At 38.0% G+C, this 17,038-nt stretch carries 18 protein-coding genes; 11 read left to right on the top strand and 7 right to left on the bottom strand.

Annotated features, from left to right (window positions below; all coding sequences use genetic code 11):
- The first annotated feature begins 43 nt into the window (after positions 1-43).
- From GJU39_RS02350 to GJU39_RS02330, 5 genes are read left to right on the top strand one after another with little or no spacing between them, the layout of a single operon-like run.
- Positions 44-1,357 (top strand): UDP-glucose dehydrogenase family protein, encoded by a 1,314-nt coding sequence (locus GJU39_RS02350; RefSeq protein WP_154279087.1) that lies wholly within the window; start codon positions 44-46, stop codon positions 1,355-1,357.
- Positions 1,358-1,409: 52 nt separating this feature from the next.
- Entirely contained in the window at positions 1,410-2,438 is a 1,029-nt protein-coding gene (locus tag GJU39_RS02345; protein ID WP_154279086.1) for a UDP-glucuronic acid decarboxylase family protein, read from the top strand.
- A gap of 1 nt (position 2,439) precedes the next feature.
- A complete protein-coding gene (galE, locus tag GJU39_RS02340; RefSeq protein ID WP_154279085.1) occupies positions 2,440-3,462 on the top strand; it encodes a UDP-glucose 4-epimerase GalE in 1,023 nt (340 codons plus the stop codon).
- Positions 3,463-4,020 carry a hypothetical protein gene (locus GJU39_RS02335; protein ID WP_154279084.1) on the top strand — a complete coding sequence of 186 codons (558 nt, stop codon included), beginning with the start codon at positions 3,463-3,465 and terminating at the stop codon, positions 4,018-4,020.
- 11 nt (positions 4,021-4,031) lie between these two features.
- On the top strand, positions 4,032-4,769 hold the full coding sequence (locus tag GJU39_RS02330) for a tyrosine-protein phosphatase (RefSeq protein WP_154279083.1): 738 nt from the start codon (positions 4,032-4,034) through the stop codon (positions 4,767-4,769).
- Between the two features lie 46 nt (positions 4,770-4,815).
- Here GJU39_RS02330 and GJU39_RS02325 read toward each other — a convergent pair whose 3' ends face one another.
- Both GJU39_RS02325 and GJU39_RS02320 read right to left on the bottom strand, forming a co-directional pair.
- Positions 4,816-6,045, bottom strand: a complete 1,230-nt coding sequence (locus tag GJU39_RS02325; RefSeq protein ID WP_154279082.1) for an ABC transporter permease — start codon at positions 6,043-6,045, stop codon at positions 4,816-4,818.
- 145 nt (positions 6,046-6,190) lie between these two features.
- Entirely contained in the window at positions 6,191-6,544 is a 354-nt protein-coding gene (locus GJU39_RS02320) for a HesB/IscA family protein (protein WP_154279081.1), read from the bottom strand.
- A gap of 93 nt (positions 6,545-6,637) precedes the next feature.
- On the opposite strand from GJU39_RS02320, the gene GJU39_RS02315 reads away from it, so the two are divergent.
- The 3 genes from GJU39_RS02315 to dnaA all read left to right on the top strand — a co-directional run bounded on the left by GJU39_RS02315 (position 6,638) and on the right by dnaA (position 10,692).
- A complete protein-coding gene (locus tag GJU39_RS02315; protein WP_154279080.1) occupies positions 6,638-7,168 on the top strand; it encodes a DUF7935 family protein in 531 nt (176 codons plus the stop codon).
- Positions 7,169-7,267: 99 nt separating this feature from the next.
- Positions 7,268-8,818: an acyl-CoA mutase large subunit family protein gene (locus tag GJU39_RS02310; protein ID WP_154279079.1), complete on the top strand. Its 1,551-nt coding sequence runs from the start codon at positions 7,268-7,270 to the stop codon at positions 8,816-8,818.
- Positions 8,819-9,261: 443 nt separating this feature from the next.
- The gene (gene dnaA / locus GJU39_RS02305) at positions 9,262-10,692 is read left to right on the top strand and encodes a chromosomal replication initiator protein DnaA (RefSeq protein ID WP_154279078.1); all 1,431 of its coding nucleotides are present in this window, start codon (positions 9,262-9,264) and stop codon (positions 10,690-10,692) included.
- Between the two features lie 95 nt (positions 10,693-10,787).
- On the opposite strand, the gene GJU39_RS02300 is transcribed toward dnaA, so the two are convergent.
- The 5 genes from GJU39_RS02300 to GJU39_RS02280 all read right to left on the bottom strand — a co-directional run bounded on the left by GJU39_RS02300 (position 10,788) and on the right by GJU39_RS02280 (position 13,811).
- On the bottom strand, positions 10,788-11,342 hold the full coding sequence (locus GJU39_RS02300; RefSeq protein ID WP_154279077.1) for an NUDIX hydrolase: 555 nt from the start codon (positions 11,340-11,342) through the stop codon (positions 10,788-10,790).
- Between the two features lie 50 nt (positions 11,343-11,392).
- Complete coding sequence (locus GJU39_RS02295) at positions 11,393-11,767, bottom strand: hypothetical protein (RefSeq protein WP_154279076.1); 375 nt, start codon at positions 11,765-11,767, stop codon at positions 11,393-11,395.
- 151 nt (positions 11,768-11,918) lie between these two features.
- Positions 11,919-12,695 carry a TPM domain-containing protein gene (locus tag GJU39_RS02290; RefSeq protein WP_154279075.1) on the bottom strand — a complete coding sequence of 259 codons (777 nt, stop codon included), beginning with the start codon at positions 12,693-12,695 and terminating at the stop codon, positions 11,919-11,921.
- A 3-nt stretch (positions 12,696-12,698) separates the two neighbouring features.
- Positions 12,699-13,142 (bottom strand): TPM domain-containing protein, encoded by a 444-nt coding sequence (locus GJU39_RS02285; protein ID WP_154279074.1) that lies wholly within the window; start codon positions 13,140-13,142, stop codon positions 12,699-12,701.
- An 87-nt stretch (positions 13,143-13,229) separates the two neighbouring features.
- Positions 13,230-13,811: a LemA family protein gene (locus GJU39_RS02280; protein WP_154279073.1), complete on the bottom strand. Its 582-nt coding sequence runs from the start codon at positions 13,809-13,811 to the stop codon at positions 13,230-13,232.
- 397 nt (positions 13,812-14,208) lie between these two features.
- Here GJU39_RS02280 and GJU39_RS02275 point away from each other — a divergent pair, with 397 nt between their 5' ends.
- Genes GJU39_RS02275 through GJU39_RS02265 form a run of 3 tightly spaced genes read left to right on the top strand, consistent with a single transcriptional unit; the run spans position 14,209 to position 16,634 of the window.
- Positions 14,209-15,750, top strand: a complete 1,542-nt coding sequence (locus GJU39_RS02275; RefSeq protein WP_154279072.1) for an NAD(P)/FAD-dependent oxidoreductase — start codon at positions 14,209-14,211, stop codon at positions 15,748-15,750.
- Between the two features lie 32 nt (positions 15,751-15,782).
- A complete protein-coding gene (locus tag GJU39_RS02270; RefSeq protein WP_154279071.1) occupies positions 15,783-16,250 on the top strand; it encodes a DinB family protein in 468 nt (155 codons plus the stop codon).
- 24 nt (positions 16,251-16,274) lie between these two features.
- On the top strand, positions 16,275-16,634 hold the full coding sequence (locus GJU39_RS02265) for a CoA-binding protein (protein WP_154279070.1): 360 nt from the start codon (positions 16,275-16,277) through the stop codon (positions 16,632-16,634).
- Positions 16,635-17,038: the final 404 nt, after the last annotated feature.

Here is a 17,038-nt window from a genome sequence, read left to right as displayed (position 1 = left end):
CGTGGCAAGATAAAACGAATATATTTAAAAAGCTTAAGAATATATGAAAATAGCCGTTATTGGTACCGGATACGTAGGTTTAGTTACCGGAACTTGTTTAGCAGAAACCGGAAACGACGTCATCTGTGTCGACATAAATGAAACAAAGGTAAAGAAAATGCAAAACGGCGAGGTGCCGATTTATGAGCCTGGATTGGACCTGCTTTTTCATAGAAATATTGCACAAGGCCGGTTAACTTTTACCACCAATCTTGCTGATGCAGTGAAAGATGCCCAAATCATTTTCATGGCATTACCTACGCCTCCAGGAGGAGATGGGGCTGCTGACTTGTCGTACATTCTAGGTGCGGCAAAAGATATTTCTAAGCTGATTACAGAATATAAAGTGATTGTAAATAAGTCTACAGTGCCAGTTGGTACAGCAGATAAGGTAAAAGCCGTTTTTCAGGAACATACTTCCATTGAAGTAGATGTGGTTTCCAATCCGGAATTTTTGAGAGAAGGTGTTGCAGTTGATGATTTTATGAAGCCGGATCGGGTGGTATTAGGTACAAAAAGCGAAAGGGCTAAAAAACTAATGGCTGAGCTTTATGGTCCGTATGTTCGCCAGGGCAACCCCATTTTATTTATGGATGAGCGTTCTTCTGAACTAACAAAATATGCCGCAAACTCTTTTCTTGCTACAAAAATTACCTTCATGAATGAGGTGGCAAACCTTTGTGAACTGGTAGGGGCTGATGTAGATGCCGTAAGAAAAGGAATTGGATCGGATGAGCGGATTGGTAAACGTTTTCTTTTCCCTGGAGTCGGCTACGGAGGATCTTGTTTTCCTAAGGATGTTCAGGCCTTGGTTAAATCTTCTGATGATTACGAATATGATTTTCAGATTCTGAAATCTGTAATGGAAGTTAACGAACGACAAAAAACTATCTTGGTAGATAAGGTGCTTAAATATTATAAAAATGATATTAAAGGAAAGCATTTTGCACTTTGGGGGCTAGCCTTTAAGCCAGAAACTGATGATATTCGCGAAGCTCCGGCTTTATATATTATCAATGCTTTAATTGAAAATGGTGCTACCGTTACCGTATTTGATCCCGAAGCGATGGAAAACGTAGCAGGCATTATTGGAGACAAGGTGAAATATGCCAAAAACCAATATGAGGCCCTGGTAGATGCAGATGCATTGCTGATTGCAACAGAATGGTCGGTATTTCGTAATCCGGATTTTGAAAAAATAGATAAGGTTTTGAAAAATAAAGTGATTTTTGACGGTCGAAATTTATACGATTTGCAAAAAATGATCGATCTTGGCTATTATTATAACAGTATTGGCAGAAAATTATTAACCCCGTAGCTGCAAAGGATAAACGCGAAGCAACTAACGGAAAGATAATATTAAAATAAATATGAGCGAAAGACAGGAAAAATCTCCTTTGGGGGATTCAGGGTTTCGAAAAAGAATTTTGATTACAGGTGCAGCCGGATTTTTAGGTTCCCACCTTTGTGATCGTTTTGTTAAAGAAGATTATCATGTTATCGGAATGGATAATCTGATTACCGGAGATATGGCAAACATCGAACACCTCTTCAAGTTAGAGAACTTCGAGTTTTACAATCATGATGTTTCTAAATTCGTGCACATCCCCGGTAAACTGGATTATATTCTTCATTTTGCTTCTCCGGCTAGTCCTATCGACTACCTTAAAATTCCAATTCAAACTTTAAAAGTAGGTTCATTAGGTACGCACAATCTTTTAGGTCTGGCCAGAAATAAAGGCGCGAGGATGTTAATTGCATCTACATCAGAAGTTTATGGAGATCCAAGTGTAAATCCTCAGCCAGAAGAATACTGGGGTAATGTAAATCCTGTTGGTCCGCGTGGTGTTTACGATGAGGCGAAACGTTTCCAGGAAGCCATTACCATGGCATACCATACCTTCCACGGTGTAGAAACCAGAATCATTAGAATTTTTAACACTTACGGACCAAGAATGCGACTTAATGACGGTCGCGTTTTACCTGCTTTTATCGGGCAGGCTTTAAGGGGTGAAGATTTAACGGTATTTGGAGATGGAAGTCAAACACGTTCGTTTTGCTATGTAGATGATTTAATTGAAGGGATTTTCCGTTTACTCATGAGTGATTATGCTCAGCCTGTAAATGTTGGTAATCCCGATGAGATTACCATTAAGCAGTTTTGCGAAGAAATCATCAAACTTACCGGTACCTCACAGAAAATAGTATATAGAGAACTTCCTCAGGATGATCCAAAACAAAGACGTCCGGATATTACAAAGGCCCGGGAAATTTTAGGATGGGAGCCAAAAGTAGGGCGTGCTGAAGGTTTGAGAATTACTTATGAGTATTTCAAATCTTTGCCGGCAGAGGCCTTAGAAAAGATAGAGCATAAAGATTTTACCACATTTAACCGTTAAGATGTCAAAAATATTAGTTACCGGTGGAACGGGATATATAGGTTCGCATACCGTTGTAGAGTTGCATAATGCAGGTTACGAGGTTGTCATTGTTGATAACTTGTCTAATTCGAATATTAAAATTTTAACTCAGCTGCATGCCATTACCGGGAAGTGGTTTGATTTTAATGAAATTGACCTTCGGGATGAAAATGCAGTTAAAGAATTTGCTGCAGCCCAGACAGATGTTACCGGGATTATCCATTTTGCGGCATCAAAAGCTGTCGGCGAATCTGTTCAGCAGCCCTTAAAATATTATAAAAATAATTTTTATGGCTTAATTAACCTGTTGACCTCATTTAACAGAAAGATTGACTTTGTGTTTTCCTCTTCCTGTACGGTTTATGGGCAACCCGATAGCTTACCGGTTACAGAGGCTGCCCCTGTTAAAAAGGCAGAATCTCCATATGGAAATACCAAGCAGGTTGCAGAAGAGATTTTAGCTGAAACTGCAGCAGTAACGCCAGAGCTGAATGTAATCGCTTTACGTTATTTTAATCCGGTAGGTGCACATGAAACGGCGTTAATCGGTGAGTTGCCAAATGGTGTTCCAGCGAATCTGGTTCCTTTTATTACGCAATCTGCTATTGGGAAACGCGGGCCAATTACAGTTTACGGCAATGATTATGATACTCCGGATGGTTCTGCTATTCGTGATTATATTCATGTGGTAGACCTGGCAAAAGCACATGTAGCCGCAATAAAAAAGCTAGAGCAGAAAGAAACTTCTTCAAATTATGATGTTTTTAATATCGGAACCGGAAAAGGATCTTCAGTTTTAGAAATCATTTCAGCCTTTGAAAGTGTTAACGGAGAGAAACTTGATTATAACCTTGGTCCAAGGAGAGCCGGAGATATCGTTCAAATTTACGGTGATGTAACAAAGTCTAATGAGGAATTAGGCTGGAAAGCATCTTTGGATATCAATGAGATGATGAGATCTGCCTGGGAATGGGAAAAATACATCAAGGCTAACCCGTTTTAGATGAAACTATCGGAGCACAAAGATTTAAAAAATGCAATAACAGACTTGCCCGTAAAGGAAAAAGACAGGTTATTATTGCGTTTAGTTGCAAAAGACAAAGTGCTTACCGAACACCTTCATTATAAATTACTGGAAGATAACATTGACCTGGAGAATAGGAAAGAGCAAATCAAAGCCGATGTAGAAGCACAAATAGCCGATTTAAAAAAGCTAAATGCGAAGGAAGGCTTAGTTAAAGTACGAAAAATGATTACTTCTGTAAATCATTTTTACAAGGTGACTAAAGATCCGGTTGGGGAGGTTGAACTGAAGATCTTTATTTTAAATATGGTGCCTTTTGATTTCAGAAAGTCTACATTGGGCTACCGGGATTATATGATTTTATTTTCTACATTTTACTTAAAAACGGTAGCTGTAACCATTAATAAGTACAAGAAATTGCATGAGGATTTACAATTTGATTTAAGTGAAGACTTAAATAATTTGCTCCATAAAATCTATTCTTCTAAATTAGCTTCATCGGCTGAGGCGTCAAATCTTCCAAAAGAAATAAATTAAGAACTATTGTGATGTTCGGATTATTTAAAAAAAAGAGAATAGTACCCGAATTTAATTTCTCCAATATTGGGGTAGATATGCATTCGCATATTATTCCAGGAATAGATGATGGAGCCCAGACGTTAAACGATTCTATTCAATTGGCTAAACGTTTTAAAGCGCTTGGATTTAAAAAGCTGATTGCTACACCTCATATCATGGCGGATTATTTCAGGAATACGCCTGATACTATTAATCGCGGACTTGATATTTTAAGGAAAGGGCTCAGCGATATCCAGCTTGATCTGGAAGTAGATGCTGCCGCTGAATACTACCTGGATGAAACACTGGAAAAGAAAGTAAGACAAAAGGAAGTTTTAACATTTGGAAAAGAATATTTGCTTTTTGAGCTTTCCTACATCAATGCGCCACCAAATCTTTTAGATTTTATTAAGATTATTCAGGATGCCGGATTTCAGCCTGTATTGGCACACCCGGAGCGCTATCCGTATTTTTATAATTCCATCGAAAGTTTACATCAAATTAGCGAAATGGGTTGCTTGCTTCAAATGAATTCTATTGCCTTAACCGGTTATTACGGATCTGGTGCAAAAAATGCGGCAGAAGAAATGATTGAATTCCACCTTGTGGATTTCATAGGCAGCGATATGCATCATCTCAAACATGCCGCTGCCCTCGAAGAAAGTTTGTATACGCCGCTGATGCAGCAATTGTTGAGTCAGCACCAATTAAACAATGTTTTTATTTAAGATATTGTTCTGTTCTTAAGTCAGTCGAAACTAAAATAACCGAGGCTTACTCGTATCTTAATGCCTCCACAGGGTCTAGTCTTGATGCTTTTTTGGCAGGATAATAACCCGAAAGAATTCCTACGCCAACGCAGAGCACAAATCCGCCTAAAATAAATGCCCAGGGGATGAGGAATGCTCCACCCATGGCCAGGGATATGATATTACCTAAAACAATTCCCAGGAAAATTCCTAATGCGCCACCCATTAAACAGATGACAACAGCCTCAATAAGAAATTGTCTGCGAATCACTTTAGGATTGGCGCCAATGGCCTTTCTAATTCCAATTTCTCTTGTTCGTTCGGTTACAGAAACCAGCATGATATTCATCAAACCTATTGATGCGCCAATTAAGGTGATGATTCCAATCGCTATTCCGCCTACAGCAACAAAAGCCAGGTTTTCAAATAAGGTCTGTGCAATGGCATCACTCTTCGTAATTTCAAAATTATTAGGTTCCTTAACCTTAACTTTTCGGATATTTCTAAATAAAGCTGATGATTCTCCAATTACATTTTCCTGATCATTATTGTCAGATACCATAACAGTAATCGTGTACGATGGATTGGCATTTGCATTAATCTGCTTCGCTTTTAATAAGGGAACATAAACCGCCCTGTCTCCGCTAAAACCCATGCTCGAACCTTTTTTCTCTAAAACCCCAACAATTTTAAAACGGTTATTACCTACGTTAATTAACTTATCCATAGGGTCGGTATCTTTGAAAAGCCGGGTTACCACTTCGCCACCTACAATGCAAACGTTATTTCCCATCTTTACTTCAGAAGCGCCAAAATTTCTTCCTTCAGAAAGATTTAAACCCTGAGATGCAAGACCATTTTCATCAATGCCTTGTACATTAATGTTAGGGTTGGTTTTTAAATTACCATATTTTATGGTAGAACCTCCACTGGCAACTACACTCACCGCAACAGTTGCAGGTGCATTTAAGCTGTCTTTAAACTTAATTGCATCCTCATAACGGATGGATTTAAAGGGTTTCGGTCTCTTCCCGTTTCCAATCCTGATACCTGTGCCACGGTTTCTAATCGTAAAAGAATTGGCTCCCATGCTGCTAAAAGCATCTGTCATACTTTTTTTCACCGCATCAAGAGTTGTCAGAATTCCAACGAGTGCCATTAGGCCGATAGCAATTATTAAGGCAGTAAGCATGGTGCGCAAACGGTTACCCTTAATGGATTCTAATGCCAGTCTGATGTTTTCTCTGTAGTTCATTTGCTGCGTGTAAAGTATTTAGTATGGGGATCAAGATAATTAATCTTAAACGCTATACCTATTCCTTAACTTCTAGGTGTAGAAATAAAAAAAGTCCCGATGTTTAGACAAGGGGACTATACTTTATGTTACAATAATATTTTTTTTATGCAGAGAAGCTTGTTCCGCAACCGCAGGTACTGGTTGCATTAGGGTTTACAAAAGTAAAACCACGTGAATTTAATCCATCCTGCCAGTCGATCATCATGCCCATTAAGTACATTTGATGCGCTTTATTCATAAAAACTTTAATCCCATCGATAAAAAATTCCTGGTCGCCATCTTTCTTTTGATCGAAACCTAAAATATAATTCATTCCTGCGCAACCACCGCCTTCAACGCCAACGCGTAAGCCATAATTCTCGCCAATCTCCTGCTGATCTTTTAATTTATATAGTTCTTTAGATGCTCCCTCAGAGAAAGTAACCGGTGCAAATGTGGTATCAACTGTTGTGCTCATATCTATTTAAATTTTATCTGTTACAAATATAAATAATAATGCACATTTTTGCTTTCAACGGTTAGGGAAAATTACCGTATTTAAACAATACCTATGAACATCCAACAGATCTTAACTGACGTAGTTATCTTATTTGCAGGCATTTTTATGGCCTTAATGGGCGTATATTACATTTTAAAGAACGATATACAGCGGTTTTTTAATTTAAAAGAAATTGAGTTAAACAAAGAAAGCAGGGCGCACCTGTTGCCTTTACGTTTACAGGCGCATGAACGATTAATCATTTTTACAGACCGGATCAATCCTGCTAATCTATTGGTGCGTTTACATCAGCAGGGAATTGGGATTTCAACTCTTCAGGCAGGTATATTGAATGAAGTAAAATCAGAATATCAACATAACATTACGCAACAATTATATGTTGATAGTATTACCTGGAATGTTGTTCGTAAATTAAAGGATGATACAATTGCAATGATTAATAATGCTGTTGGTGGTTTGCCTGCAGATGCGAATGGGATAGAATTAAGCAAAGCAATTTTAACACACATGGCTGGTATTGATGAAAATCCTTACGATTTAACCATCGAGTTGGTCAAAAAGGATATTCAAAGATTATTTTAATCTTTTGGTAATTTTATTGCCAGTTGATCTTTTAACATCAACTGTAACCCGCTGGCAAATGAGGAATTTGGCTGGTAACTAATGATCAATTAACCAAATATGGGCGATAAAAAACATACCACTACTTCTGGGATAGAAATTAAAGAACTTTATACTTCGGCAAAGCCACTGGAAGAAAAACCAGGTGAATTTCCTTTCACACGGGGCATTCAAAAAGATATGTATCGTGGCCGTTTGTGGACCATGCGGCAGTATGCTGGGTTTTCTACAGCCGAAGAATCAAATAAACGCTACCATTATTTATTGGCTCAGGGCACTACCGGCTTATCGGTAGCTTTTGATTTACCTACGCAAATCGGTTATGATTCCGATCATGAAATGGCCGATGGAGAAGTGGGAAAAGTTGGGGTTGCAATAGATTCGTTAAAGGATATAGAAATACTTTTTGATGGAATACAGCTGAAAGATATCACGACTTCAATGACCATAAATGCAACTGCATCTATTTTACTGGCAATGTATATCGCGCTGGCCAAAAAACAGGGAGCAGATTTAAAGCAAATTTCAGGAACCATTCAGAACGATATCCTAAAGGAATACGCCGCAAGGGGAACATATATTTATCCGCCTAAGCAGTCTATGCGATTAATCACTGATATTTTTGAGTTTTGTTGTCAGGAAGTTCCAAAGTGGAATACCATCTCCATTTCCGGTTACCATATTCGTGAAGCTGGTTCTAGTGCCGTACAGGAGTTAGCTTTTACCCTGGCAAATGGTAAAACCTATCTTAAAGCGGCGATAGAAAAGGGGCTTGAGATTAATATTTTCGCAAAACGACTTTCATTTTTCTTTAATTGCCATAACAATTTTTTTGAAGAGATTGCCAAATTCAGGGCAGCCCGAAGAATGTGGGCAAAAATTACAAAAGAACTTGGCGCTTCAGATGCAAAAGCACAAATGCTTCGCTTTCATACGCAAACCGGAGGTTCTACACTAACAGCCCAACAGCCCCTTAATAACGTAATACGCGTAACAAACCAGGCTATGGCTGCCGTTTTAGGCGGTACGCAATCCCTGCATACCAATGGTTACGATGAGGCACTGTCTTTACCAACTGAGGCTGCGGCAAAAATAGCCTTGCGTACACAACAAATCATTGGGTTTGAAAGTGGAGTCACAGATACGGTAGATCCCTTAGCGGGTTCGTTTTTTATAGAAAACCTCACAGACGAAGTAGAAGCTGCGGCCTGGTTGTATATCGATAAAATAGATGCAATGGGCGGATCAGTAAAGGCCATTGAAAGTGATTATATGCAAAATGAGATTGCAAGCTCAGCTTATCAATATCAAAAAGAAATAGAGACCGGAGAACAGGTTTCCGTTGGTGTAAATAAGTTTACCCAGCAGGAGGAAGGGATAACCGAAGTCTTTAATATTGATGATTCCATTCGGAAACTTCAGACAGATAAATTAACTGATCTGAAAAGTACCCGGGATAACATTGCTATTCAAAAGGCGTTAAGTTTGTTGGAAGTTGGTGCAAACGGAACTGAAAATTTAATGCCATTAATCATAGATGCAGTAGAAAAATATGCAACTCTTGGAGAAATTTCTGATGTATTGCGCAAAACCTTTGGAGAATACAGGTAGCAGAAATTGCTTATTTACAGGTGCAAATCAATATTTAGAAAAAGAAATTTTAAGCTTAAACTGTGTTTGAAAGATGAATAGAAAAAGAACTTTTATACCAATGCTTGATAATCAGGAGTTTGAGTTTTATGAAAGATAAAAACTACAAAATATAACAAATCTGATTTGAAGGTGGCTTGGAATTTGCTCCCACAATGCTGATTGAATCAATGATGGAATGTTAGCTTCTTTTATATTAAAATGTTGATAAACGATGTTAGTAAATAGTTATCAACATAAAAAATTGAGGTTAACTAGGTTAGGGTATTACCTGTCAGTAGGTTACGATTTATTTGAAGTTTTTGTTTAAAATGTTGATAATTTTCTCAATATTCGTAATCCCGAAACGGACCATCCAGTATAGTCCAAATGGCCCTGGAAATCAATAAATTATAGAAATCGCAATGGAAAAAACTTGTACAGAAGTGTGGAAGAACTGTCTTCAAATTATTAAGGATAACATCCCGACCCAAAGTTTCAAAACCTGGTTCGAGCCTATCACAGCCCTTAAATTAGAAGGTAAGGTTTTAACCATACAGGTGCCAAGTTTGTTCTTTTACGAATGGCTTGAAGAACACTACGTAGGCTTGCTACGTAAGACAGTAAAAAAACAACTTGGTGAGGACGGCAGGTTGGAATATAATATCGTTGTGGATAAATCATCTAATAGCGGTAATCCTTATACCACAAACATGCCCTCAAACGGAAATGGAGCAGAGGCTAAAGTACAGTCAATGCCAATTCCGGTTTCAATCAATAAGGACATTAAAAATCCTTTCATTATTCCTGGATTAAAAAAGCTAAATGTTGATCCACAATTAAACGCAAATTACACTTTTGAAAACTACATAGAGGGAGATTGCAACCGTTTAGCCCGCTCTGCAGGTTATGCTGTAGCTGCTAAACCAGGTGGTACATCATTTAACCCGTTAATGATTTATGGCGGTGTAGGTTTAGGTAAAACTCACCTTGCACAGGCAATTGGTAATGAGATTAAACGCAGCATGCCAGATAAACTGGTTATCTATGTAAGCTGTGAGAAATTCTGTCAGCAATTTGTAGACTCACTAAAAAATAATACAATTAACGATTTCGTTAATTTCTACCAGGCAATGGATGTGATCATTATGGATGATGTGCATAACTTTGCTGGTAAAGAGAAAACTCAGGATATCTTCTTCCATATTTTTAACCATTTACACCAGTCAGGCAAACAGGTTATTTTAACATCTGATAAAGCGCCTAAAGATTTAGCTGGTTTAGAAGAGCGTTTGTTAAGTCGGTTTAAATGGGGTTTATCTGCAGATTTGCAAATCCCTGATTTAGAAACGCGTATTGCTATCTTAAGAAAGAAGATGTATGCAGATGGTATTGAGTTACCGGGTGAAGTAGTAGAGTACGTGGCACACAATATCGATAACAATGTTCGGGAGTTGGAAGGAGCCATGGTTTCATTGCTTGCTCAGGCTACTTTAAATAAGAAAGAGATCGATTTAGCGTTAGCTAAACAGATGTTGAAGAACTTTATTAAAAATACAACGAAAGAAATTTCGATGGAATACATTCAAAAATTGGTTTGTGAGTATTTTGAGGTACCGGTAGATATGGTAAAATCTCAAACCCGTAAACGCGAAATTGTACAAGCCCGTCAAATTTCAATGTATTTGTCTAAAAGCCATACCAAATCATCATTAAAAACAATTGGTGCTTTCTTTGGTGGCCGCGATCATAGTACTGTAATTTATGCTTGCCAAACGGTAGAAGATTTAATCGATACAGATAAAAAATTCAAAGCTTACGTACACGATATTCAGAAGAAATTGAAAATGAGTTAGATTATACTTAAATCTAATGCTAATCGAAATATAGATTACAAAAAAAAGTCCTGATTTTCATCAGGACTTTTTACTTTATAATAATTTATAATTGCTTACAAACCCATTTTTTCCAATTCTGCCAGGCCATAGTGTAATGCAGACACGTGAATGCATTGGGCAATTTGGTTTTCTTTTAATAACTGTTTCACTTCATCAATTGAATATTCTTCAACATTTAAGATTTCATGTTCATCTAAATGTTGCTCATGGGTTTTAACTCCGCCAGTTAATACATAAGTGAAGGTTTTATTATTTGAGGTAGCGGGATTTGGATAAAGCTCCGCTACAAGTTTGCAGGTTTTAAAAGTATAACCAGTTTCCTCCAGCAACTCTCTTTTCACACCAGCCTCCGGGCCTTCATCACCATCTATTACACCACCCGGAACCTCCAGGGATATGATATCTGCCGCATGACGATATTGGCGTACCATAATAACTTTTCCCTCTTCTGTTAAGGCAACAGCGGCAGCCCAGTTTGGATATTCTAAAACGAAATAATCATCTTTAACTATTCCACCCGGAAGCTCTACCTCATCTACCCTTAAGGTAGCCCACTTCTCTCTCACTAAATATTTAGAGGCAATTTTCTGCCACTTTTCTATAATCATGTGTTCTTATATTGAAATAATAATCGCTATCACTACAGCTAGATATATTGTTATATAGTTTTCTGGCGATGTAAATTTACCAAATGTACAATCTTATGCTTATCTGCTAAAAATTGATAAACTAAATTTAGTTTTGGCGCAATAACTTTATTTCTTTCCGAACTGGTACCTAGCTCGTAATAAAGAAACTCGCTTAAGGAATCTAGTTTCTCTGGAGAGAGATTGCCTTTTTCCAGCCAGTTCTTGAAAATGGAAAAGTCATCGCTTTCTAAAATCTCTACAGGAAGCAAGAAATTCCTTTCCATAGTTTCATCAAAAATTATTTGAGCATCTTCCAGTTTCCCTTCGAGTTTTAATCCCATAATGCGGGCAAGTACTTCTGCTAATTTCTGAATTTCAGCTGTAATCAAATCCTTTCTATACATTCTCTTATGATGTTATATTTTAATAATGTCGATCTACGTTTAGTACTGTTTAAGTCTGGATAACTAAAACCAGCTACAATAATGGTAAACGACTTACGGACCAGTAACGAAAAACGATAGACGAAAAACGCCAAACGACCAACTTCTTCTCCTACCAGCTTCCGCTAGATCCGCCACCGCCGAAACTTCCTCCGCCAAAACCGCCAAATCCACCGCCGCCAGAAGAACCACCGCCTCCCCAGCCACTATTTCCTCCACGGCCACCGCTGCTTCCGAAAAGCATCCCCCAGAATAATGCATTAGATGCTCCGCGACCACCAATTACACTATTTCCACCACCGCCACCGCCTTTGCGCATGATAATAATAATCACCAAAACAATAAATATTACGATGAAAACACTCCCAATCCCACCTTTTTTTGAAGAAGATGCTTTCGGACCGTCGTTCTTATATTCACCTTTGGTGTATTTAATGATTGATGTTGTACCGGCATCCAGTCCGGCGTAATAGTTTCCGGCTTTAAAATTTGGCTTAATATCATTGTCTATAATTCTTTTAGCATAAATATCCGGGAGCGCCCCCTCAACGCCGTAACCGGTTTGTATAGAAATTTTTCGATCGCCAACAGCCACGACGATCATAATGCCATTGTTTTTGCCTTGTTGACCTACACCCCATTTTCGGCCTAATTCTACAGCGTATTCATTAATGTCATAATCGCCGACAGATTTTAGAATAGCAATTGCGATTTGTGTGGAAGATGAATCATTGAAGGTGACAAGCTTTGTTTCTAATGCCTGTTTTTGATCGGCTGACAAAACATTAGCGTAATCGTTAACGAGCGTAGTGGGTTTAGCTGGGAAATCTTGTGCAAAACCAAAAGTAAACAAGCAACTGAGGAGCGAAAAAAGGAATAATTTTTTCATTGTTTATTTAGTTTCGGGTTTATCCATAAATACTATGTTATTCGGCAATTCATTAATGTCGCCTTTTTGTGGAGGGAAAAACAAGGCTAGCTTTTCGCCAGCCAGCGCCACACCAGCAATAATTCCATCTGCTAAGTTACCTTTGGCAAAATGAGCGGTCATTGCAATTTTGGTCGTTTCCCAAAAATCAGTTGGTACCACTCTGTTTATCCCGGAATCGCCAATGATGGCAAATTTATGGTCTGCATGAGCAAGATAAATCAATACCCCATTTCTTAGCGATGTTTTATCCATGTTTAGTTTGGAGAAATAATCCGTTGCTTTTTCGTAAGGATCACCTTCACAATGTTTATCAATAGCAATCCTCAGCTCACCAGAAGTTGCTTTTTCTGCATCTGAAATGGCCTGAGCTATTTTATCTTGTTCAATATCTGAAAATAACGACATGATTTTGTTTTAATTGAAGTAAAAAGGGTAGTGTATGTTTATCATTAGATTAAACACACACTACCCTTAAATATTATTATTTAGAAATTAGAATTCTACTTTAGGAGCATCTTTTGCAGTGGCATCAGCCTCGAAATATCCTTTTGGTTTAAAACCAAACATACCAGATGTCAGGTTAGTTGGAAATGATCTGATTTTCCCGTTATAGGCCTGAACAGCATCATTAAAATCTTTACGGGCAACCGTGATTCTATTTTCCGTACTTTCCAATTGAGCGGATAAATCACTGAATTGTTGAGTAGCCCTTAATTCTGGATAAGCCTCTGTAATGGATAATAATTTACCCAATGCCTGGCTTAGCTGACCTTGTGCCGCCTGATATTTCTGAATATTTTCCGGCGTTAAATCATCCGCATTAACAGTCATTTGTGTAGCTTTTGCACGAGCTTCAACTACGGCAGTTAGCGTTCCCTGCTCAAATTTAGCTGCACCTTTAACTGTGCTTACCAGATTTGGAATTAAATCTGCTCTTCTTTGATATTGGGTTTGTACCGTTCCCCATTTTGATTTTACATTCTCATCAAGTTTAACCATGCTGTTATATCCGCATGAGCTCAAAGAAGTAACTGCAATTACAGCAGCTAAAATTCCGAATACTAATCTTTTCATTTTTATGGTTTTTGTCTTAAGTTGTCAAACTGATAATTTTCAATTTATAATCAGATCACAAAATCTGTTCCTTTGTTACAATTTAGGCTAAAAACTGACAACTTGTATGCGAATTATGTCGCATTTACATTGTTTAGCTATTCTTTTATACTTTTAGGCAGGTTAAGTTCGATTATTGCGAAGGATGAAAAGGCAGAAGTAGAAGGCGATATATGCAAGGAAATGGCCTAATTTTGATAAAAGTGATGACCATTTGAGTACATTTTTTAATCAAACTAAATTTATTCTTTTAAATACTAGGTAAGGTAAACGATAGATAGCTAACTTAAGCTGTTGTTCGAATATTAGATTTTCTATTTACCTTTGTGCTAATTCAGGATAAAAACCTGACTAATTTATGCAAAAAGATATCGAAATTACGTTGCTCCCAAATCAGGTAGAGCATTCTGATATAATTAAAACCAAACTTGCCGCAGTTTTAAAACTAGATGAAAGCCGTATAAAAGCTTATGATGTTTTGAAACGTTCTATTGATGCAAGATCCCGAAACGTAATTTTTCGCTTACAGGTTAGGGTTTTTGTAGATGAAATTCCGGTTCCGGAAATCAATACGGTCAATTATCCAAATGTAAGTGATGCAAAGCCCGTAATTATTATTGGCGCCGGACCGGCAGGATTGTTCGCCGCTTTACAATGTATCGAAAACGGTTTAAAGCCAGTTATTATTGAACGCGGGAAAGATGTAAAGCAGCGCCGGAGAGATTTAGCAGCCATTAATAAGCAGGGCATTGTAAATACAGAGTCTAACTATTGTTATGGAGAAGGTGGAGCTGGAACATACTCTGACGGGAAATTATATACCCGATCCAATAAAAGAGGTGATATTAATAAAGTGCTTCAGGCATTTGTAGATCACGGCGCAGAAAAAGATATTTTGATTGATGCCCGCCCGCATATTGGTACAAATAAATTACCGCATATAATTACCGCCATTAAAGAAACCATTCTGAATGCAGGTGGAGAGGTGATGTTCGATAGCCAGATGACTGATATTCTAATTGAATTTGGAAAAGTAAAAGGTATAGAAATTAATTTTGAAGAAAAATTATTAGCAGACGACATTATCCTGGCCACCGGTCATTCTGCCAGAGATGTATATGAATTGCTAAACAGGAAAAATATATTGATCGAGGCGAAGCCATTTGCTTTGGGCGTAAGGATTGAACATCCGCAAGAAATTATTGATTCTGCTCAATACCATTGTGATACACGGTCTGAATTTCTTCCTCCCGCTTATTATAGCTTGGTAGAGCAGGTTGGTGCACGTGGAGTGTTTTCATTTTGCATGTGTCCGGGGGGCATTATTGCACCATGTGCAACAGGCGATAATGAAATTGTAGTTAATGGTTGGTCGCCATCTAAACGAAATAATCCGTTTGCCAATTCAGGTACTGTTGTTCAGGTAACTTTAAACGATGTTTTGGGCTATGATCCATTGAGGATGTTGAATTTTCAGTCTGAAGTAGAAAAACTCGCTTTTGAAGCTGGCGGAGGAAATTTAGTTGCTCCCGCACAGCGGATGATAGACTTCGTTCATAACAAACTTTCTATAGATCTTCCAAAAAACTCCTATTTACCAGGTACAAAAAGTGTGATGCTGGATAATATCTTACCGGGTTTTGTTTCAGAAAGCTTAAGGGCTGCATTACCCGTATTCGGAAAAAAGATAAAGGGTTATTATACAAATGAAGCAATTTTGGTGGGGGTGGAGAGTAGAACATCTTCACCGGTTCGTATCCCGAGGGATAAAGAAAGCTATCAACATCCTCAGGTAAAAGGATTATATCCATGCGCGGAAGGTGCTGGTTATGCTGGTGGAATTATTTCTGCTGCAATTGATGGGATTAATTGTGCCAATGCCATCTCGAATAAATCATAAAAACTTTATTTTCTCAGACGTGTTATTTATTTATGCTTAATATCACAAACGAAATTAAAAAAGCCTTTAACGGCGATGCTTGGCATGGAAACCATGTAATGCAGACTTTAAATAACGTTAATGCGGATAAAGCTTTCGTACGTTTTATTCCAAATGCACATACAATTGCGGAGATTGCACTTCACTTAACGGCCTGGACTGAAGAAGTTACTTCACGTTTAATAGGGGCGCCTGCCGCAGAACCTGTAAAAGGGGATTGGCCCAACCCAGAAAGTCAAACAACACAATTCTGGGAAAAAATAATTTTTGATTTTAAAATAGCGAATGAAGAATTGATTCGTACGTGCGAAGCAATGGAAGGTAGCCAATGGGATGATGTAGTTGTAGACGAGCGTAATCCTGCACTGGGTACCGGCGTGACTAATTCGGAATTGGTGAGCGGATTAGTGCAGCATCATGCTTATCACGCAGGCCAGATTGCCTTATTATCTAAATTTTAATAGATTAGTTTAAAAATTTTTTTTATGAAAAAGACATTAATTATAGGTGCATCTCCAGATCCTTCCAGATATTCATATAAAGCAGCACATATGTTAACACGTTTCAATCATGATATTGTTAATGTTGGCATTAAAAAAGGTGATGTTGCTGGTGTTGAAATTGAGAAACCCAATCAGATTCATAATGATATTGATACTATCACCTTATATATAGGTCCTGCTTTGCAACCACAATACCATGATTATATCTTGGCAACAAAGCCAAAAAGGGTTATTTTTAATCCAGGAACCGAAAACGACGAATTAGAGAAACTCCTGGATCAACACAATATTGAACCCGTAGAAGCGTGCACCCTGGTGCTGCTAAGTACTGGACAGTATTAGTTAATTAATTTAAGATTTGATCTAGCGCTGAATGGATGGGCCTTTTTCTATATTCATGTCCTTTCCCTTTTCAGGGGATGGTGCCATTTAGGCGAGTAAGGGTCTTTTTGCCATCATGCTACGGGTCTTTATATTTAGCAGTGAACGCTTGCACTTAAATGCATACCCGCTACTAGCCTTCTAACCCCTTCCTAACCTTATAACCGTTCGATCAAACCCCTCAAAACACCCTTCTTTCCAAAATGTTTTACCTTTTTTAAATTTTTACCCGATGATTTCCAGCTGCTTACGGTTTTGGCTTCATTTTATCGGGGTATCGATTTGTGATGGTGGTAATTTTTGCTACCTTTGCATCCCGCTTCGGAGGAAACGGATGGGCTGAAAAGCAGGTTAATGATGTTGTG

It is taken from the genome of Pedobacter petrophilus (assembly GCF_009674725.1).
GTDB classification, from domain to species: Bacteria; Bacteroidota; Bacteroidia; order Sphingobacteriales; family Sphingobacteriaceae; genus Pedobacter; species Pedobacter petrophilus.
The sequence above is the reverse complement of the archived record's forward strand: the minus strand, read 5'-3'. Positions and strand labels throughout refer to the sequence as shown.

Bases quoted from the DNA above. Each gene is read 5' to 3' on its own strand.
- GJU39_RS02330 (WP_154279083.1), top strand. From the start codon at position 4,032: ATGTTCGGATTATTTAAAAAAAAGAGAATAGTACCCGAATTTAATTTC.
- GJU39_RS02350 (WP_154279087.1), top strand. From the start codon at position 44: ATGAAAATAGCCGTTATTGGTACCGGATACGTAGGTTTAGTTACCGGA.
- GJU39_RS02300 (WP_154279077.1), bottom strand. From the start codon at position 11,342: ATGATTATAGAAAAGTGGCAGAAAATTGCCTCTAAATATTTAGTGAGA.
- galE (WP_154279085.1), top strand. From the start codon at position 2,440: ATGTCAAAAATATTAGTTACCGGTGGAACGGGATATATAGGTTCGCAT.
- GJU39_RS02295 (WP_154279076.1), bottom strand. From the start codon at position 11,767: ATGTATAGAAAGGATTTGATTACAGCTGAAATTCAGAAATTAGCAGAA.
- GJU39_RS02345 (WP_154279086.1), top strand. From the start codon at position 1,410: ATGAGCGAAAGACAGGAAAAATCTCCTTTGGGGGATTCAGGGTTTCGA.
- GJU39_RS02280 (WP_154279073.1), bottom strand. From the start codon at position 13,811: ATGAAAAGATTAGTATTCGGAATTTTAGCTGCTGTAATTGCAGTTACT.
- GJU39_RS02265 (WP_154279070.1), top strand. From the start codon at position 16,275: ATGAAAAAGACATTAATTATAGGTGCATCTCCAGATCCTTCCAGATAT.
- GJU39_RS02325 (WP_154279082.1), bottom strand. From the start codon at position 6,045: ATGAACTACAGAGAAAACATCAGACTGGCATTAGAATCCATTAAGGGT.
- dnaA (WP_154279078.1), top strand. From the start codon at position 9,262: ATGGAAAAAACTTGTACAGAAGTGTGGAAGAACTGTCTTCAAATTATT.
- GJU39_RS02270 (WP_154279071.1), top strand. From the start codon at position 15,783: ATGCTTAATATCACAAACGAAATTAAAAAAGCCTTTAACGGCGATGCT.
- GJU39_RS02315 (WP_154279080.1), top strand. From the start codon at position 6,638: ATGAACATCCAACAGATCTTAACTGACGTAGTTATCTTATTTGCAGGC.
- GJU39_RS02310 (WP_154279079.1), top strand. From the start codon at position 7,268: ATGGGCGATAAAAAACATACCACTACTTCTGGGATAGAAATTAAAGAA.
- GJU39_RS02335 (WP_154279084.1), top strand. From the start codon at position 3,463: ATGAAACTATCGGAGCACAAAGATTTAAAAAATGCAATAACAGACTTG.
- GJU39_RS02275 (WP_154279072.1), top strand. From the start codon at position 14,209: ATGCAAAAAGATATCGAAATTACGTTGCTCCCAAATCAGGTAGAGCAT.
- GJU39_RS02290 (WP_154279075.1), bottom strand. From the start codon at position 12,695: ATGAAAAAATTATTCCTTTTTTCGCTCCTCAGTTGCTTGTTTACTTTT.
- GJU39_RS02320 (WP_154279081.1), bottom strand. From the start codon at position 6,544: ATGAGCACAACAGTTGATACCACATTTGCACCGGTTACTTTCTCTGAG.
- GJU39_RS02285 (WP_154279074.1), bottom strand. From the start codon at position 13,142: ATGTCGTTATTTTCAGATATTGAACAAGATAAAATAGCTCAGGCCATT.